Origin of the sequence: Methyloversatilis discipulorum (assembly GCF_000527135.1) — a bacterium.
Classification (GTDB): Bacteria; Pseudomonadota; Gammaproteobacteria; order Burkholderiales; family Rhodocyclaceae; genus Methyloversatilis; species Methyloversatilis discipulorum.
On the sequence record NZ_AZUP01000001.1, the window covers coordinates 2,539,762 to 2,557,619 of the forward strand.

Consider the following 17,858-nt stretch of genomic DNA (forward strand, 5'->3'; position numbering starts at 1 on the left):
GCGGCGCCCGTGTCACGACGCCTGTCCTTCGGTGCCACTCCGTTACAAATGGCCGCAGCAAAGCATTTCGTGGCCTGAATCCGCCGACGCGCTTGCGCTAAACTTGAATTGAGAACTGCCACGCATCACGTGGCATCAGATCTGCCCACGCCCAGCGCCCGGCCCCAGCGCGAAGCTTTCGAACACGGCAACACAGGCGCAGCAAGGGGGGCGCACCACCATGGTTCGCGAATTTGCATTCCCAGCAGTACCCGCACCGGGCTCACCCGGCGGCGAAGGCGCAAGCACGCCAAAGGGGAAGAGCGAACGCGCAGCCGATGCCATGGGCATCCCCGCCTTCCCCGACCTGTTCGAAGGCATTGCCGACGCGCTGTTCCTGGTGACGCCGAGCGGCGTGATCATGCACATGAACGGTGCCGCGAGCGAACTGCTGGGCTACCGCCCCGACGAACTCGCCGGCAAGCACGTTTCCATGCTTTACCCGCCGTCTGAAGAGGCACGCGTACAGGCCTGTTTCGACGAACTGGCGGTCAGGCGCAGCACGCGCCACCTCGACGGCGTGGCGCTGACCCGTGACGGCCGGACGGTGGCGGTGGACGTCGTCGGTTCGCGCATCGAGTTCGCTGGCGAACCGGCGGTCATCGCGGTGGTACGCGACATCCGCGAACGCAAGCAGGCCGAAGCGGAACTGCGCGCCGCGCAGGAGCGCTTCTATCTGCTGGCAGAGCACATCCGCGAAATCTTCTGGGTCAGCGACCCGCACACGCGAGCGCTGTATTACGCCAGCCCCGCCTTTTCGGACATCAGCGCACTGCCGAACGGCGAACAGCCCGGCGATCTGAACAGTTGGGCACTGGCGGTGGCACCACCCGACCGACCGCGTTTCGAAGCATTTCTCGCTGCCCAGGCGCAGGGCAAGGTGGCGCAAGTCGAGGTGCGCGTCGCCGACCGCAACGGCGGCCTGCGCTGGCTGCACTGCCGCGCCTTCCCGTGGCAGGCGCAGGACGGCCATGCCCGCGTGGCCGGTGTCGCCGAGGACATCACGGCGCGCAAGGAAGCCGAGGCGCACCGGCTGGCGCAGGCCGAACGGCAGCGCGAAACGCTGGTGCGTGAGGCGCACCACCGCATCAAGAACAGCCTGCAGGGCGTGGTCGGACTGCTGCGCCGCTGCGCCGGACAACACCCGGCGCTCGCCCACGCGCTGACCGGCGCCATCAGCCAGGTTCGATCGATCGCCGTCATCCACGAACTGCAGGGCAGTCAGTCCGGCGCACCGGTCCAGCTCGGCGAATTCCTGCGCATGATTGCCGGCAGCATCGAAGGCCTGTTCGATGCCCGGGTGAAGCTCGATGTGCGTGACCTCAGCGCCTTCGAACTGCGTCTGGCCGACAGCGAAGCGGTGCCACTGGCCATCGTGCTCAACGAACTGCTGATGAATGCGGTGAAGCACCGGCAGATCGACCGCGACGCCGGCGTGGACGTCGAGCTGTCGACGGACGACGACGGCGCACTCATCGTCATCGGCAACAGCGGCGAGCTGCCGCCCGGCTTCGATTTCGCCGCACGCCGCGGCCTCGGCCAGGGCCTCGAACTGCTGGCCGCGCTGCTGCCGACCGAGCACGCCACACTGGATTTTCGCCAGCAGCCGGGACGCGTACTGACGCGCCTCGCGCTGCGGCCGCCCATCATTACGTTTGACGAGACCCGCGACCATGCACACATACGACGACACCAGCCCGCAACTTCTGCTGGTTGAGGACGACAGGCTGAACGCAGCCACGCTGGGCGACGGGCTCCGGGCTCACGGCTACGGCGTCCATGTGGCGCGCTCGGCCGAAGAGGCGCTGGCGCTGCTCGGGACGACGCGCATCGATCTGGTCATCCTCGACGAAAAGCTGCCGGGCATGACCGGGCTGGAGTTCGCGGCGGTACTGCGCGAGCATCATGGCCTGCCGCTGATCTTCCTGACCGCCTTCGGCGACCCGGGTCGCGTGCGCAGCGCCATCGAGCGCGGCGCGCTGGCCTATCTGGTCAAGCCGCTGGACGTCGAACAGCTGCTGCCCACGCTGCGCACCGCCCTCGCACGATCGGAGGAACTGCGGCAGCTGCGCAGCACCGGCCAGCACCTGCAGCGCGCACTCGACGAGCGGCGCGAAATCAGCATCGCCGTCGGCATCCTGATGGAGCGTCTGCGCATCGACCGCCAGCCTGCCTTCGAAATGCTGCGCAAGACGGCGCGCGCCCAGCGCCGGCGCATCGAGGACGTGGCCAAGGACATGATGCAGCCGCTCGGCGGCGGTACGCCGCGAGCTGGCGCCGGTCAGTAGCCCTCGATCTCTCGGGAGAGGATCGTGACGATAGGCCTCAAGCAGCCCTGTGCACGAACCGTAAGCAGCAGAAGAAGGCGCGCCACAGAGCGCGTACCAGGGCCTGATCCCCGCCCGATACTCAACGCGGCCTGATCCCGACATCCGGATACGGGACGCTGCCATGTAGACCGGGGGATGCACGATGGCCGTCGTTTCCGCACTGTTCAGCTGCAGCGCCATGGACATGCCATGCACGCAGCACGTTTCCTTCCCTGATGCCTTCAGCGTCGCCGTCGGCGACGCGCCGCAGGCTGCAACGACGGCATTGCTCAGGCTTTCCCACGATGGCCGGATCATCGACCACACCGGCTGGCCCGACACCCTGACCGAAGTCCGTGGGCAGCCGGTGCACCGTGTGTTCCGCGAACTCGACAACGACGGCCAGTCGGGCTGGCCGACCTTCCGGGCGGGTTGCGGCAACGCGGTGAGCCGGCAGATCTGGCATCTGCATGAAGGAGGTCGTCCGGTCTGTGTCGAGTGCGCCCCGCTGCCCGGCGACGCGAGCGGTCACTGGCTGCTGCGCGTCAGCCACGGCACGCCCGAGGACGCCGTGCAGCGCGAGCTGCGCCTGCTGGCGCGCGCGGCGCACCAGGCCGGCGATGCGGTCATGATCACCTGTGCCGGCGGCCTGATCGAGTACGTGAACCCCGCCTTCGAACGCAGCACCGGCTACACCGCCGAAGAGGTACTGGGTCGCTCGCCCGGTCTGTTGAAGTCGGGCGTGCACGGGCCGGACGTCTATGCTCGGCTGTGGCGCACGCTGCGCAGCGGCGAGGTGTTCCGCATGGTGTTCACCAACCGGCGCAAGAGCGGCGAGCTCTATCACGAAGAGAAGACGATCAGCCCGATCCGCGACGCGCAGCAGAAGATCAGCCATTACGTCGCCACCTCGCGCGACGTCAGCGAGCGCATCCGCGCACAGGACCAGCTGGAGTATCTGGCCGGCATGGACGTGCTGACCGACCTGCCCAACCGCCGGCTGTTCACCGACCGTCTGCGCCAGGCCATGCGCCGCGCCATGCGCACCGAGTGCCCGCTGGCCGTGCTGTTCATCGACCTCGACCGCTTCAAGGTGATCAACGACACGCTGGGCCACAGCGTCGGCGACGCATTGCTGACCGAGGTGGCGGCACGGCTGCGCGGCTGCGTGCGCGCCTCCGACACGGTGGCGCGACTGGGCGGCGACGAGTTCACCGTGCTGCTGGAAGAGACCGGCGACCGCGCCGCCGTCACCGAGATCGCCGAGAAAATACTGGCGGCCCTTGCCGACGGCGTGCGCGTGCAGGGGCGCGAATTCTTCGTCAGCGCCAGCGTCGGCATCGCGCTCTACCCGGAGAACGGCCACTCGGTCGACGAACTGCTCAGCCGGGCCGACCTGTCGATGTACCGCGCCAAGGCTGCCGGCCGCAACACGCTGCGCTTCTACGACCAGAGCATGGACGCGCACGCGCACACAGAACTGTCGGCGGAGATCGCGCTGCACGGCGCGCTCGAACGGCGTGAGTTCTTTCTCGTCTATCAACCCATCATCGACACCCGCACCGGCCGCGTGGCAACGGTGGAGGCGCTGTTGCGCTGGAACAGCCCGACCGAGGGCGTGGTGCCGCCGGACCGCTTCATTCCGCTGCTGGAGGAAACCGGACTCATCGTGCCGGTCAGCCGCTGGTCGCTGCGCGAAGCACTGCGCGATCTGCGTATGCTGCAGGCGACACAGCCGCAGGTGCACCTGGCCTTCAACCTGTCGGGCAGACAACTGCGCGACGACGACCTGGTCAGCGACATCGCCGGCGCGCTGCAGGAAGCCGGCGTCGACCCACGCATGCTGGAACTGGAAATCACCGAAAGCACGCTGATGGAGGACATCCCGCGCACCACCGACATTCTCGGTGCGCTGGACACGATGGGTATCAGCCTCGCCATCGACGACTTCGGCACCGGCTACTCGTCGCTCGCTTACCTGATGCGCTTCGCCGTGCGCACGCTGAAGATCGATCGCAGCTTCGTCAGCCAGCTGCGCAGCAGTTCCGACGCCGTAACCATCGTGCGCGCCATCACCTCGCTGGCCGACAGCATGGGACTGGAAATCGTCGCGGAAGGTGTGGAAACGCCGGGGCAGCTGGCGCAGCTGACCGAGCTCGGCTGCCACCGCCTGCAGGGCTATCTGTTCAGCCGACCGGTGCGCCCGGAAGAGCTGCTGTGCCTGAGCTGTTTCAACCCGGCCACCCCGCAGACCTGAGCGCAGACCTGAAAAAAGAAACCGGCAGGTGCTGACCAGGAGGAGCTGGCTGCACGTGCCGGTGAAGGTGAGGAGAGTTGGTGGTCCCGACGCTCACGCCGGGACCTGCGCATCCGGCAGGAATGCACCCCGCATTCCCGCTTGCTCCGCCTGAGTGCGTCATTCAACGATTCAGGCAGGGCAGAGCGATTATCTGCAAGCGCCATCGGCCGGACAATTCTCAAGAGGGAGTAAGCCATTCTGGGTAGGCGCGCGCCGACGGCGCCGAGGCCGCGACGCCAAAAGAAAACCGGCACCGACAACTCCCGCAGGAGTGGCCGATGCCGGCAAGTGCGGACATCGTTCCGCGGCCGTCACGCGAGCGCGCGACGGCTCTGCTGCATCAATACACCGCCATGTTGTGCGCGATGATCACCACCGCGACGCCAGCAGCCAGCGTGATGTAGGGCAGGACGCCAGCACGCTTGCCGCCCTCCGCCAGCTGGTCGTTCAGGTGCATGTCCTCCAGCATCGCGTCCGGGAACTTGCCCTTGTCCTGCACGTAGTGGCGGTACAGGAAGACCGGGATGATCAGCGACGCGAACACCAGACCGGCGGTCAGCGTACCGGCGCCGTAGATGTCTGCACCGAGGCCCATCAGCGCGAGGTTGACGAAGCCGAGCACGACGCCGATGGCGAGAATGATCTTCGGCGCCTTGAACGGACGCTCCCAGTCCGGACGGTCGATGCGATGGATCCAGCCGGAATTCAGGTTCAGGAAGTTGAACATGATGTAGCCGACGTTGGAGCAGGCCAGTACGAACACGTAGTCCGACATCAGCAGCAGGATCAGGTTGAAGCCCAGATCCGTCCACATCGCGCGGGTCGGCGCGCCATGCTCATTGACGTGCGACAGGTAGCGCGGAAGCCAGCCATCGACCGAAGCCTGGTACAGCGTGCGCGACGAGCCTGCCATCGAGGTCATGATGGACAGCAGCACCGCCAGCACCAGCATGACGACCAGCACATTGGCCACCACTTCGCCGCCGCCGACCATGTGCGACATCACGTTGGCCACGCCCATGCCGCTGTAGACATCGGGTGCCAGCATGCCGCTGTAGACCGCCGGCGAGCTGACCGTTCCGTCCGCTTCGACCACCGGCGGCGTCACCACCTCACCCAGGCCGAGATGGCCTTGGAAGGCGAGCGGCACCAGCGTGAACACGACGATGCACAGCAGACCCGAGTAGAAGATGGCCTTGAAGGTGTCCTTCTTCGGATCCTTGAACTCGCGCGTGTAGCAGACCGCGGTCTCGAAACCGTAGGTCGACCACGCCGCGATGAACAGGCCGCCTGCCATCAGCGTGACGCCCGCCATGTTCCAGGTGCCATCGACCACCAGACCGTTCTCGTAGGCGATGGGCACCATCGGCGAGAAGTGGGTCGACGGCATGTCGCCGGACAGCAGCGGCACCAGCGCGATCAGCATCAGCGGAATCAGCGCCGTGACGCCGAGCACCATGGTCGTGCGAGCCGAGCGCAGGATGCCGCCGTGCTGGATGCCGAACACCGCCAGCAGCAGCACGACGCCGACCAGGAAGGTCGCGTTGATGCGCAGTTCGAGCCCGGACTTGATGAAGCTCAGGTCGAGCAGCGTCAGCTGCCAGGTGTTGATCGCCGCATCGGCCGGGAACAGCGCACCGAGGATGTAGCCGGCCGCCAGACCGGAACCGATGGCGAGCACCGGCGACCAGGCGAACCAGTTACACCACACCGACACCGGCGCGATGATCTTGCTGTAACGCACCCAGGCGACCGCGCCATACACCGAAGCGCCACCCGACTTGTGCGGGAACAGGCCGGCGATTTCGGCATAGGTGAAGGCCTGTATGAAGCCGAAGCCGATCGACAGCGCCCACACCATCCACGACGGCTTGCCGACCGTGGCGGCGATGGCGCCGATGGAAAACAGCACCAGCGCAGGTACGCCGCTGGCCACCCAGAACGCACCGGTCCAGTCGATCTTCCGGTGCAGTGAAGCATTTTCGGCGCGGCTGGCCGACCGTACCGGCGCCGCTCCGATCACATCCGCATTGCTGCTCATGTCATATCCCCCTTGTGCGCAGGGGGCCGCATTGCTGCGGCCCCCTGGTCATCAGAACGTGCGCTTCACGTAGATCAGCCACTTGCTGTCGCCGGTGTCCTTGCAGCGTGTGGACACCCCGCCCGCCGTATCGCAGATCGTGTAGAAGTTCTTGTCCGCGTTGGTGTCCACATACGCCACCGCCGCCTGCCAGCCCCCTTCGAAGTTCTTCGTCACGCCCACCTTCCAGTCGGTGAAGTCGTAATCGTCGTAGTTCTTCACCTTCTGGTGACCGACGTGAACGTTGGCGATCCACGACGGCATGAACTCGTAGTTCGCGTTCAGCTCGATGTAGTCCGATCCGTCCGAATCCGCACCGAAGGACTTCTTGCTGAAACCGAAGTAGTCGGTCACCGCGTACGAGTACTTCAGCTGGATGAACTTCCACGTCACCGCCGCGTTCAGTTCCAGCGTGTTCAGGCTCTCGCCGGACGGATCGTACTTGCCGCCCGGGAAAATGAACTGCAGGAAGCCGACGTCGAAGGTCCAGTCATCGATGGTCTTGGCAAAGCCGCCATAGACGTCGATCTCGCCGGTCGCGTTCGACAGCGCCAGGTCGCTCACATTGGTACCCCAGATGCCCAGGTAAGCGCCACTCGAATGCGCGAGGTCGAAACCGCCCTGCACCGCCGGATTTTCCTGCGTGTAGCTGATGCCGCGGAAGATGTACTGCGAGAACAGGCCCACGTTCGCGCTGATCGTGTAGGCCGGTGCGGCGGCTTCTTCTGCCTGGGCACAGAACGGTACGGCGAGCAGGCCCAGCAATACGGCGCTCAGGGTGTTGCGATGACGTCGGTGGTTAAGCACGGTGTTCTCCCTCTGTTGATCCACGGTTTCGGGCGATCTGAAAAAGCGGACGGCCTGCCCATAGCTGTCCGGTTGTGAGTCGGCGCGCGACCTGGCGTCGTTGCCGGATGCGACCCTGATACTCGGAAACGGGTGTGGCGAAGAATCTGCACCGGCCGCAACGCTGCGACTGGCGGGAGTGCTGAAGGAAGAAGTGCGGAAGGGGTCCGGAGAGGCGTGTCCGTGATCGGCGTCAAAACGGCAGCTGCACTGCGTCACCCTGATCTCCCCGCACTTCGCGACCGGCGAACGTTGCGCGGTCGTCTCGATGTGGGTCCGATTATTGGAAGCGGGCCGCCGTCGGAACAATTCTCACAAGGGATTACCTCTTTGGGGGTAAGGGGCGGGTGAGTCGAGGAGCTAGGGACTAGGGATCAGGGGCTAGGGAACAGGTGTGGCTGCGCCACACGAGGTCAGGGCGCGGCCCTCTAGCCCCCAGCCCCTAACCCCTGGCCCCTGCTTACTCCTTAAGAGGTAATCCCTCTTGAGAATTGTGGGCATTGATCCGCCTTCGCATCATTCGCCGCACCTGAGACGCGGCGAATGCACGACGTCCAGCGACCGACCGGGCGGCCGAGAGCATGCCGCGGTCGTATCCAGAACGGACCACACAAGAGGGATACAGATCATGAAGAAGCGCGTTGCCATCATCGGCGCCGGCCCCAGCGGCCTGGCCCAGCTCCGGGCCTTCCAGTCCGCCCAGGCCAAGGGCGCCGACATTCCGGAAATCGTGTGCTACGAAAAGCAGTCGGACTGGGGCGGCATGTGGAACTACACCTGGCGCACCGGCCTGGACGAGCACGGCGAGCCGGTGCACGGCAGCATGTACCGCTACCTCTGGTCCAACGGTCCGAAGGAATGCCTGGAATTCGCCGACTACACCTTCGACGAGCACTTCGGTCGCCCGATGGGTTCCTACCCCCCGCGTGAAGTGCTGTGGGACTACATCAAGGGCCGTGTCGAAAAGGCCGGTGTGCGCAAGTACATCCGCTTCAACACCGCCGCCCGCAACGTCACCTTCGACGACAAGACGAAGAAGTTCACGGTCACCGTGCACAACTACGACCAGGACGTGACCTACTCGGAAGAGTTCGACTACGTCATCGTCGCCAGCGGCCACTTCTCTACGCCGAACGTGCCCTACTTCCCGGGCTTCGAAACCTTCGGCGGCCGCGTGCTGCACGCGCACGACTTCCGTGACGCGCTCGAATTCAAGGGCAAGGACGTGCTCATCGTCGGCGCCAGCTACTCGGCGGAAGACATCGGCTCGCAGTGCTACAAGTACGGCGCCCGCTCGATCACCAGCTGCTACCGCACCAACCCGATGGGCTACAAGTGGCCCGACAACTGGGAAGAGAAGCCGCAGCTGCTGCGCGTCGAGGGCAAGACCGCCCACTTCGCCGACGGCACCAGCAAACACATCGACGCCGTCATCCTGTGCACCGGCTACAAGCACCACTTCCCCTTCCTGTCGGAAGAGCTGCGCCTGAAGACCGACAACCGTCTGTGGCCGCTCAATCTGTACAAGGGCATCATGTGGGAGGAGAACCCGCAGCTGATGTACCTCGGCATGCAGGACCAGTGGTACAGCTTCAACATGTTCGACGCCCAGGCCTGGTATGCGCGCGACGTCATCCTCGGCCGTCTGCCGGTGCCGTCGTACGAAGAGATGCACGCCGAGGACATGAAGTGGCGCGAAGAGGAACTGACGCTGGAAGACGCGCAGCAGATGTTCGAATTCCAGGGCAAGTACATCCAGCACCTGATCGACGCCACCGACTACCCGAGCTTCCCGATTCCTGAGGTCAACCAGACCTTCCTCGAATGGAAGAAGGACAAGTACGAGGACATCATGGGCTACCGCAACAAGTGCTACCGCTCGCTGATGACCGGCACCATGGCCACGCCGCACCACACCTCGTGGCTGGAGGCGCTGGACGACTCGCTCGAGGCCTACCTGAACGAGCCGGCCTCGACCGAGCAGGCCTGACGGCCCGGTGCCCACGGGTGACACGCCCGTGACCGACCAACCCTGATGCGACCCGACGTGCCCGGCCACCACCGGGCACGTCGGGTCGCGGGTGCTTCCATGACATGAACACGATCGTCGAACCTTCGCTGAATCCGGCGACTGCCGCGCGAACGCGTGCGCGCCACGTCCGTCACGTCGCCCCCGGCGGCGCGGCGGTGTCCTTCGACCTCGCCGCTGGCGACCGCCTCACGCTGACCGACCCCGAAGGCCTGCAGCCGGGGCTGCTCTACGTCGCCGGCCCGACCGGCATCGCCGCGGCCATGCTGCCTGGCCTGCCCGTCACCACGCCGGCCGACGTGCCGGCCTTCGCCCGCGCGCTGCTCAGCGGCGCACCGGCCGGCTGGAGCCTGGTCTGTGCCGAAGTGTTCGGCAGCGACGGGCTGCCGGGCAGCCAGCGCGTCGTCACCGCACCGGGCACCGTGCGCTGCGCGCTGCACGCACCGGGCGAGGACATGCAACCGGACGCGCAGAACGCACCGACCGAACTGATCGCCGACATCGAGTGCGCCGAACCGGTGGCCGGCGTCGCGCCGCCGCCGCTGGCACCGCCGGTGCTCGACCTGCGCATCGCGGCCGGCACCGCGCAGGCCTACCGCGTGAGGGCCGGCGACTACATACAGGTGATCGACGTCGACGGCCGCCAGTGCTCCGACTTCCTCGCCTTCGACGCCGCCGCACTGGCGCAGGGCCAGGAGTACGACCTCGACCCGACCACCACGCGCACGCTGATGGGTTCGGCCAGCCCCGGCCCCGGCCTGCTGAACAAGTACTACGACGAGCGCCAGGTGCCGCTGGTCGAGGTGGTCCGCGACACCGTCGGCCGCCACGACACCTTCATGCTGGCGTGCAGCGCGAAGTACTACGACGACATGGGCTACCCCGGTCACGCCAACTGCAGCGACAACTTCAACAACGCGCTCGAACCGCACGGCGTGGCGCGTCGCGCGGGCTGGCCGGCGATCAACTTCTTCTACAACACCATCGTCAACCACGACGACAGCATCAGCCTGGACGAACCGTGGTCGCGTGCCGGCGACTACGTGCTGCTGCGCGCGATGACCGATCTGGTCTGCGCCTCTTCGTCCTGCACCGACGACATCGACCCGGCCAACGGCTGGAACCCGACGGATATCCACGTGCGGGTCTATGACGCCTCGAACAACTTCTCCAAAGGGATCGCACACCGCATGACGCCCGACGCCGCCCCCAAACTGACCCGCGAGACCGGCTTCCACGCCCGTACCTCCGCGCTCACCCGCCGCATGGTCGAGTACCGCGGCTTCTGGCTGCAGGACTCGTTCTCGTCCAACGGCCCGATCGACGAATACTGGGCCTGCCGCGAGCGCGCGGTGATGATCGATCTGTCCGCGCTGCGCAAGTTCGAAATCACCGGCCCGGACGCCGAACAGCTGCTGCAGCTGGCGACGACCCGCAACATCCGCAAGCTGGCCGTCGGCCAGATCGTCTACACCGCGCTCTGCTACGAGCATGGCGGCATGATCGACGACGGCACCGTGTTCCGGCTCTGCCAGAACAATTTCCGTCTGGTGTGCGGCGACGACTACTGCGGCGTCTGGCTGCGCGAACTGGCGGCCAAGCACAACCTGCGCGTGTGGGTGAAGTCGTCCACCGACCAGCTGCACAACCTGTCGGTGCAGGGCCCGAAGTCGCGCGACATCCTGCGCGAAATCGTCGTCACGCCGCCGGGCAATGCGTCGATGGACGAACTGAAGTGGTTCCGCCTGACCGTGGGCAAGATCGAGGGCCTGCCGGTCGTCGTGTCGCGCACCGGCTACACCGGCGAGCTGGGCTACGAGGTGTGGTGCCACCCGAAGCACGCGGTGCAGGTGTGGGACGCCATCGCCAAGGCCGGCGAGCCGCACGGCATCGCGCCGATGGGTCTGGCGGCGCTCGACATGCTGCGCATCGAAGCGGCGCTCATCTTCGCCGAGTACGACTTCTGCGATCAGACCGACCCGTTCGAAGCCGGCATCGGCTTCGCCGTGGCGGCCGACAAGGAGGATGACTACGTCGGCAAGGCCGCGCTGGAACGCCGCAAGGCCCACCCGGCGCGCGTCATGGTCGGCCTCGACATCGAAGGCACCGAACTGGTGGCGCACGGCGACCCGATCTTCAACGGTCGCGCGCAGATCGGCCAGATCACCAGCACCACCCGTTCGCCCATCCTCGGCAAGACCATCGCGCTGGCGCGACTGGACGTGTCGGCGGTCGAGCTGGGCGCCACAGTCGAGATCGGCAAGCTGGACGGCCACCAGAAACGCATCAAGGCCACCCAGGTGAAGACCTCGCACTACGACCCGACCAAGGCGCGCGTGCGCGCCTGATCGCCGTACGCAGGCAGCGGGGCGCGGAGCGGCGAAAGCCGTTCCGCGCCTTTTCATTTCCGGAATGCAGTCCGCACCGCCTCAGTCGCGCGGTGACCGTTCGCCCCTACCAGGCGTCGCTGCGCGGCAGCTCGTCGTCGATGTCGTAGTAGTCGGCGCGCGAGCCGGCGAAGATGTGGGCCGACAGCTTCAGTCCGGTCGGCCTATCCAGCGTGCCGGCGGTCACGTAGGTAACGTCGGATCCGGCGTCCTTCCAGAACAGGTTGCCGCCGCACCGGGCGCAGAAGCCGCGTTTCACGCTGGGCGACGAGGCGTACCAGCGCAGGGTGTCGCCCGCCATGATGTCGAGGTCGGCGTCGGCGCAGCTCGCCATCACCGCGTGGTGTCCACTGGTGCGGGCGCACTGGCTGCAATGGCACGCCACCGGTGCGCTCAGCGCTCCCCGCACGCGGTAGCGCACGGCACCGCACAGACACGCACCTTCACCTCCACCGGCCTTCGCCATCGCTCGCCTCCCCTGTTCGTGATGCGCGCAGCGTACGCAGCAGGCGCCACTGAGCACATACCACCTAGGGGGTAACCCCTCTTGAGAATTGTCCCGACCTCCCCCGGACAACAGAATCAGTCCCAGATCGACCGCGCAGCGCGGCGACGCCCACGACAAGGAGATCCGGGAATGCAGAGGAATTCGGTACTGAACGAGCGGCACCGCCAGCTCGGTTCTAAGCTCGACGGCGATACGTGGAACAACATGCCGATCCCGTGGAGCTACAACAGCTGCCCGCACGACGAAGTCGTCGCCACGCGCACCCGCGCCGGCCTGTACGACGTGTCGGCGCTGAACATCGTCAACGTGTCCGGCCCGGACGCCGAAGCCGTGATCGACCGCCTGGTCACCATCGACGTGACCAAGCTGAAGCCGGGCACCGCCCGCCTCGGCGGCGAAGTGAACGAAGCCGGCGCGCTGGTCGACGACATCATGATCATCCGCGACAGCGCCGACAAATTCCGCATTTCGCACGGCAGCGGCGCCACGCCGAAGACGCTGGCCGCACTGGCTGCCGGCAAGAACGTGAAGATCGAGGCCGACCTCGACGTGCACATCCTGTCGCTGCAGGGCCCGGTGTCGCTCGACGTGCTGGCCCCGCATACGCCGACCGACCTGGCCGCGCTGCCCTACTTCAACCACGTCGAAACCACGCTGTTCGGCAAGAAGGTGACGCTGGGCCGCGGCGGCTATTCCGGCGAGCGCGGCTACGAGGTGTACTGCAGCGCGGCCGACGCCGTGTTCCTGTGGGACACCATCCTGGAAGCCGGCAAGCCGCAGGGCGTCATCCCCTGCTCGTGGACGGCTCTGGACCTGACGCGCGTCGAAGGCGCGCTGCTGTTCTTCCCGTTCGAAATGCCGGAAGGCGACACCACGCCGTGGGAAGTGAACATGGACTGGGCGGTCGACCTCGACAAGAAGGGCGACTACATCGGCAAGGCTGCCGTGCTCGCACTGAAGGGTCGCGAACGCGCCAAGCAGGCCGGCATGACCGTGCTGCACCACGAAGCGGTGGAAGCCGGCGCCAAGATCTATGACGGCGAGAAGGAAGTCGGCGTGGTCACCTCGGCTTCGTACAGCCGCCTGCTGATGCAGTCGCTGGCCATGGTGCACCTGAAGCCGTCGTACTCGAACATCGGCACCCGCCTGACCATTGCCAGCAAGGCCGGCAAGCTGGCCGCGCTGGTGGTGCCGACGCCGTTCTACGACCCGCTGCGTCAACGTACCCATCCGGACAAGAAGCGCTGATCGCGCATCGAACCCGACCCGCCGCGCGCTCCGGCGCGCGGCATGTCTGCAACTCGCATCGAGACGCCGCATGAGCACCCCAGCCATCAAAAGCCAGCCGGTTTACGCAGAGCTCGAATGGGATCGCGCCGGTACGCATCACATCCTGTTCGTTGCCGCCGAGGACGCCGCTCTGGCGCAGCGCCTGCTCTCCAACCCGCCCGCCGGCACCATCACGCTGATCCACCTGGGCAGCACGTCGGCCGAGACGCGCAGCTGCTGGTCGCAGGGTCTGCCCGACAGCGCGCTCTATCTCGAAACGCACTCGCTGGCCGAGGCGCTGGAAGTGCTGCGTGACGCGCTCTACGTCGCGCAGATGGGCACGCGCATCTATCTCGCCGGCCCCGAGGACGCGGTGTGGCAGGCGTCGCGCGTGGCCGACGGCTTCGGCGTCGGACGCGACGAAGTTCGCTACGCACAACTGGGCAGCAAGGCACGCCCGGTGTTCTGCGTGCATTGCCGCACCATCACGCGCGGCGTGCACACCAACATCGTTTCATGCAGCGGCTGCGGACGATCGCTGTTCGTGCGCGACCACTTCTCGCGCCGGCTGGGAGCCTACATGGGCTTCCAGATCGACGCCGAAGTGCCGGGCGAGGTCCCCGCTGCGGAGGTGGTCTACCCATGAGCAGTGCATCCCTCAATGTAGAAATCCGCCGCATCCGCGAACTGGCGCCGGGCATCCGCGAATTCAGCCTGTCGCGCACCGACGGCGAGGACTTTCCGGTCTACTCCGGCGGCAGCCACATCGTGCTGTCGCTGCCGCTGGGCGATCGCCCGCACCGCAACCCGTACTCGCTGCTGGGCGACCCGACGGTGCGTGACACCTGGCGCGTGGCGGTGCGCAAGCAGGAAGAGTCGCGCGGCGGTTCGCGCTGGCTGCACGAGCAGGCGCGCGAAGGCATGCGCATCGACATTTCGGCGCCGGTGAACCTGTTCCCGCTGATCCGCACCGGCCGTCGCCACATCCTGGTCGCGGGCGGCATCGGCATCACGCCGATTCTTTCGCAGGCGCGCGAACTGGCCCGCCTGGGCGCGGACTTCGAAGTGCATTACGCCTACCGCGGCCCCGAATTCGGCGTGTTCTCCAACGAGCTGGAGGCGCTGGCGCCGGGCCGCGTGCATCACTACGTGCAGTCGCGCCGCGAACAGATCGAGTTCGGCTCGCTGCTGGCCGGTCGCCCGCTGGGCACCCACTTCTACATCTGCGGTCCGGCCGGCATGGTGGCCGCCAGCATGAACGCCGGCAAGTCGCTGGGCTGGCCGGAAAGCCATCTGCACAGCGAACAGTTCCTGGCGCCGACCGGTGGCGAACCGTTCGACGTGAAGCTGGCGCTGAGCGGCAAGGCCTTCACCGTGCCGAGCGATCTGTCGCTGCTGGAAGCGATCGAGCAGCAGGGCGTCGACGCGCCCTACCTCTGTCGCGGCGGCGCCTGCGGCCAGTGCGAACTGGAAGTGCTCGGCGCCGAAGGCGAGCTGATCCATCACGACCTGTATCTGAGCGCCGACGAGCGCGCGTCGGGCAAGAAGATCATGCCCTGCGTGTCGCGCCTGAAGGGCGGTTGCCTGACCCTGAACCTGTGAGGAAGACGACATGAGCATCGCATTCAAGCCGGACGAAACCTTCCGCGACGACTACACCTACCGCAACTCGCTGGCGGCCATCCGCCGCTTCCCCTTCCCCTTCCATCAGGACCAGTACATGTACTCGGTCAACATGGAACCGCACACCAAGGGGCCGGCCGGTTCGGTGTTCGAGAACGCCTTCGACATCGACGAGCACTACATCGCCGAAATGCGCGACCGCGCGATCACGCTGGAGCGCGACCCGGGCCGCTGCGTGTCGCTGCCGCACATGATGGACGCGGAGTGGGACACGCTCGAACTGATCATGGAATCGCTGTCGCGCGACTACCCGGACATGTTCACGCTGGCCCGGGACGGCACGCGCTGGACCTGGACCAACAAGCCGCTGGGCATCGAGCAGGCCTTCACCTTCGGCGACGCCGCCACGCTGCCCTGCCCGCCCTTCGAGTACATCACGCGGCAGACCCAGGGTGACTTCGTCATCATGGACCAGCGTGACAACGACCTGTTCGCCGACGCCGGCATGATCACCTCGCAGGCCGACTGGTCGCTGATGTTCGACGCCGGCATGAGCTTCATGGAATGGCACGGCCCGGTGCCGCTGGCGCATGAGCTGGGCGTGTTCGAGCGCGCGCTGAAGTACCTGCTGATGCTGCAGCAGGGCCGCCCGGTGCGCCGCCTGAACTGGACCATGACCATCAACCCGCGCCTCGACACCTCGCCGGAAACCTATCCCGAGTGGGGTCCGGACCGCGCCAGCGTGACGCCGGACAACGTCGGCGACAAGGTGCACCTGCGGGTCGAACTGCAGGCCCTGTTCCGCCTGCCGCGCAGCAACGGCATGCTGTTCTCGATCCGCGGCTATCTGGCCAGCATGAACGAGCTGGCCACCTATCCGCGCTGGGCCAAGCGTCTGCATCGCGTGCTGAGCACGCTGCCGAACGAGCTGGCCGAGTACAAGGGTCTGGTGCGCTACAAGCCGACCACGCTGGACTGGCTGTCGAAGTTCGACGACGGCGAAGTGCTGCCGGCCGGTACGCAACCGGAGTAAGCAGCGCCTCAGCGCGCTCGCGGCGGACATGGGGGGTGCCCGTGTCCGCCGTTTTCGTTCACGGGCCGCAGCGCCGCCTCAATCTGTCCAGCAGCGCGTCGGCCCGCATAATCGCGAGCAAGCTCGCTCCCACAAAATCTGCGGCAGCGAATCTGGCGTGCTCTTGTGGGAGCGGCCTTGGCCGCGATGCGGCTTCGGCGAGCCGCAGTGTCCGAATCAGACCGACATCGCGCCTCGAAGATTGACGGCAGCGGCTGATCTGCGGCCCCGTCGCGGTCAGAGGACCGCTCCCACATTGTCATCGTGCGACGCGCCCCCTCTATTTGAGGGTGTCGACATGCCTAACAGCGCACAGGCCGTACACTTCCGTTCGCATGCAAACGATTGATTTGAATGCGAACAGCACTCAGGTGGTGCGCATCTTGCTGCGGGACGGGACTCATTCTTCAACCGCCCCAGGAGGTCACCATGCCGCGCGCCCTTGCCCGTCTTTCCGTGCTCACCCTGTTCGCCACGCTGCCGCTCCAGGCCCACGCACTGACCCAGGTGCAATGGGTGACGCCATCGGAAAGCCAGATCGTCAGCGGCGGCGGTCTGCAGTCGGTGAACCTCGATGAAACGCCTTACGTGTCGGCGGGTGGCGTCACCTTCGTCGGCAAGGCACAGGGCGACGATGCGACCGGCACGGTGCGCGTGTTCAGCGAGATCGACAGCCGCGGCGTCGGCGGTGTCCCCGATCTGCTGATCGGCTCGGCTTTCGCCCAGAACACGAGCAGCGGCGTGCTGGTCGGCACGCCGGGCAGCGGTCCGGTGGACGTCACCTTCGTATTCACCTTCGACGGCAGCTTCCACACCTACAGCGGCAACGTGTTCCACCAGCTGGTCGGCACGCTGACGCTGGGCGTGCCGTCGAGCACCGTGGCCTTCACCAATGTGAACTACCAGTCGCAACTGGTGTTCCGCACCGACCTGCTGGACGACACGGCCGTGCGCACCGAAAGCAAGGGCAACGTCACCTATTTCGAACCGGGCTTCGTCTATGTGGATGAGCCCTACGCCGGCGCCACCAGCAGCGTCATCAACGACGACATGGACGACCTGATCGGCGAAATCCGGCTCACCGTCACGATGGCGCCAGGCCAGAACTTCGTGCTGGTGAACAACCTCAGCACCCAGGTCACGCCCGAACCCATCCATCCCGAAGCCGGCCCGCCGTTCGACTACAGCCAGTCCTGGGGCGCGGTCGATGGTTTCAACACCGGCCGCCTGAGCATCCTGCTGCCGCAGGGCTACACGCTCGAAGGCAATACCGGCCTGCTGACGGCCGCCGTCGCACCGCCGGTGCCCGAACCCGCCACCTGGGGCCTGATGGCCGCCGGTCTGGCGGTGCTGGGCGCCATTGCGCGCCGCCGCACCACCTGATCGAGATACGGCAG

General features: G+C 66.4%; 13 protein-coding genes. 10 read left to right on the forward strand and 3 right to left on the reverse strand.

Annotation, left to right across the window (positions count from 1 at the left end; genetic code table 11):
- Positions 1 to 322 precede the first annotated feature (322 nt).
- The 3 genes from METFAM1_RS0111840 to METFAM1_RS0111850 all read left to right on the forward strand — a co-directional run bounded on the left by METFAM1_RS0111840 (position 323) and on the right by METFAM1_RS0111850 (position 4,605).
- Positions 323 to 1,756 carry a sensor histidine kinase gene (locus tag METFAM1_RS0111840; RefSeq protein ID WP_019915482.1) on the forward strand — a complete coding sequence of 478 codons (1,434 nt, stop codon included), beginning with the start codon at positions 323 to 325 and terminating at the stop codon, positions 1,754 to 1,756.
- The gene (locus tag METFAM1_RS0111845) at positions 1,713 to 2,327 is read left to right on the forward strand and encodes an ANTAR domain-containing response regulator (RefSeq protein WP_019915483.1); all 615 of its coding nucleotides are present in this window, start codon (positions 1,713 to 1,715) and stop codon (positions 2,325 to 2,327) included. The genes METFAM1_RS0111840 and METFAM1_RS0111845 overlap by 44 nt, the downstream gene beginning before the upstream one ends.
- Positions 2,328 to 2,511: 184 nt before the next feature.
- The gene (locus tag METFAM1_RS0111850; protein WP_019915485.1) at positions 2,512 to 4,605 is read left to right on the forward strand and encodes a putative bifunctional diguanylate cyclase/phosphodiesterase; all 2,094 of its coding nucleotides are present in this window, start codon (positions 2,512 to 2,514) and stop codon (positions 4,603 to 4,605) included.
- 382 nt (positions 4,606 to 4,987) lie between these two features.
- On the opposite strand, the gene METFAM1_RS0111855 is transcribed toward METFAM1_RS0111850, so the two are convergent.
- Both METFAM1_RS0111855 and METFAM1_RS0111860 read right to left on the reverse strand, forming a co-directional pair.
- The gene (locus METFAM1_RS0111855; RefSeq protein ID WP_019915487.1) at positions 4,988 to 6,688 is read right to left on the reverse strand and encodes an APC family permease; all 1,701 of its coding nucleotides are present in this window, start codon (positions 6,686 to 6,688) and stop codon (positions 4,988 to 4,990) included.
- 51 nt (positions 6,689 to 6,739) lie between these two features.
- Positions 6,740 to 7,534 (reverse strand): TorF family putative porin, encoded by a 795-nt coding sequence (locus METFAM1_RS0111860; RefSeq protein WP_408630416.1) that lies wholly within the window; start codon positions 7,532 to 7,534, stop codon positions 6,740 to 6,742.
- A gap of 667 nt (positions 7,535 to 8,201) precedes the next feature.
- Here METFAM1_RS0111860 and METFAM1_RS0111865 point away from each other — a divergent pair.
- Both METFAM1_RS0111865 and METFAM1_RS0111870 read left to right on the forward strand, forming a co-directional pair.
- The gene (locus METFAM1_RS0111865) at positions 8,202 to 9,563 is read left to right on the forward strand and encodes a trimethylamine monooxygenase (RefSeq protein WP_019915489.1); all 1,362 of its coding nucleotides are present in this window, start codon (positions 8,202 to 8,204) and stop codon (positions 9,561 to 9,563) included.
- Positions 9,564 to 9,667: 104 nt separating this feature from the next.
- On the forward strand, positions 9,668 to 11,950 hold the full coding sequence (locus tag METFAM1_RS0111870; protein WP_019915490.1) for a trimethylamine N-oxide demethylase: 2,283 nt from the start codon (positions 9,668 to 9,670) through the stop codon (positions 11,948 to 11,950).
- A gap of 106 nt (positions 11,951 to 12,056) precedes the next feature.
- On the opposite strand, the gene METFAM1_RS0111875 is transcribed toward METFAM1_RS0111870, so the two are convergent.
- Positions 12,057 to 12,455: a GFA family protein gene (locus tag METFAM1_RS0111875; protein ID WP_024300660.1), complete on the reverse strand. Its 399-nt coding sequence runs from the start codon at positions 12,453 to 12,455 to the stop codon at positions 12,057 to 12,059.
- A 171-nt stretch (positions 12,456 to 12,626) separates the two neighbouring features.
- Between METFAM1_RS0111875 and METFAM1_RS0111880 the strand changes: the two genes are divergently transcribed.
- From METFAM1_RS0111880 to METFAM1_RS0111900, 5 genes are all read left to right on the forward strand, one after another.
- Entirely contained in the window at positions 12,627 to 13,745 is a 1,119-nt protein-coding gene (locus METFAM1_RS0111880; protein WP_019915493.1) for an aminomethyl transferase family protein, read from the forward strand.
- A 70-nt stretch (positions 13,746 to 13,815) separates the two neighbouring features.
- On the forward strand, positions 13,816 to 14,412 hold the full coding sequence (locus METFAM1_RS0111885; protein WP_019915494.1) for a dimethylamine monooxygenase subunit DmmA family protein: 597 nt from the start codon (positions 13,816 to 13,818) through the stop codon (positions 14,410 to 14,412).
- Positions 14,409 to 15,368, forward strand: coding sequence for a PDR/VanB family oxidoreductase (locus tag METFAM1_RS0111890; RefSeq protein ID WP_019915495.1), 960 nt, complete (start codon positions 14,409 to 14,411; stop codon positions 15,366 to 15,368). Before METFAM1_RS0111885 ends, METFAM1_RS0111890 begins: the two co-directional genes overlap by 4 nt.
- A gap of 10 nt (positions 15,369 to 15,378) precedes the next feature.
- Positions 15,379 to 16,422, forward strand: a complete 1,044-nt coding sequence (locus METFAM1_RS0111895; RefSeq protein WP_019915496.1) for a heme-dependent oxidative N-demethylase family protein — start codon at positions 15,379 to 15,381, stop codon at positions 16,420 to 16,422.
- 468 nt (positions 16,423 to 16,890) lie between these two features.
- Positions 16,891 to 17,844, forward strand: a complete 954-nt coding sequence (locus METFAM1_RS0111900) for a PEP-CTERM sorting domain-containing protein (protein ID WP_019915497.1) — start codon at positions 16,891 to 16,893, stop codon at positions 17,842 to 17,844.
- Positions 17,845 to 17,858 lie beyond the last annotated feature (14 nt).

Coding starts and splice junctions, on each gene's coding strand:
- METFAM1_RS0111880 (WP_019915493.1), top strand. CDS start 12,627: ATGCAGAGGAATTCGGTACTGAACGAGCGGCACCGCCAGCTCGGTTCT.
- METFAM1_RS0111850 (WP_019915485.1), top strand. CDS start 2,512: ATGGCCGTCGTTTCCGCACTGTTCAGCTGCAGCGCCATGGACATGCCA.
- METFAM1_RS0111855 (WP_019915487.1), bottom strand. CDS start 6,688: ATGAGCAGCAATGCGGATGTGATCGGAGCGGCGCCGGTACGGTCGGCC.
- METFAM1_RS0111870 (WP_019915490.1), top strand. CDS start 9,668: ATGAACACGATCGTCGAACCTTCGCTGAATCCGGCGACTGCCGCGCGA.
- METFAM1_RS0111885 (WP_019915494.1), top strand. CDS start 13,816: ATGAGCACCCCAGCCATCAAAAGCCAGCCGGTTTACGCAGAGCTCGAA.
- METFAM1_RS0111865 (WP_019915489.1), top strand. CDS start 8,202: ATGAAGAAGCGCGTTGCCATCATCGGCGCCGGCCCCAGCGGCCTGGCC.
- METFAM1_RS0111890 (WP_019915495.1), top strand. CDS start 14,409: ATGAGCAGTGCATCCCTCAATGTAGAAATCCGCCGCATCCGCGAACTG.
- METFAM1_RS0111875 (WP_024300660.1), bottom strand. CDS start 12,455: ATGGCGAAGGCCGGTGGAGGTGAAGGTGCGTGTCTGTGCGGTGCCGTG.
- METFAM1_RS0111895 (WP_019915496.1), top strand. CDS start 15,379: ATGAGCATCGCATTCAAGCCGGACGAAACCTTCCGCGACGACTACACC.
- METFAM1_RS0111845 (WP_019915483.1), top strand. CDS start 1,713: ATGCACACATACGACGACACCAGCCCGCAACTTCTGCTGGTTGAGGAC.
- METFAM1_RS0111900 (WP_019915497.1), top strand. CDS start 16,891: ATGCCGCGCGCCCTTGCCCGTCTTTCCGTGCTCACCCTGTTCGCCACG.
- METFAM1_RS0111840 (WP_019915482.1), top strand. CDS start 323: ATGGGCATCCCCGCCTTCCCCGACCTGTTCGAAGGCATTGCCGACGCG.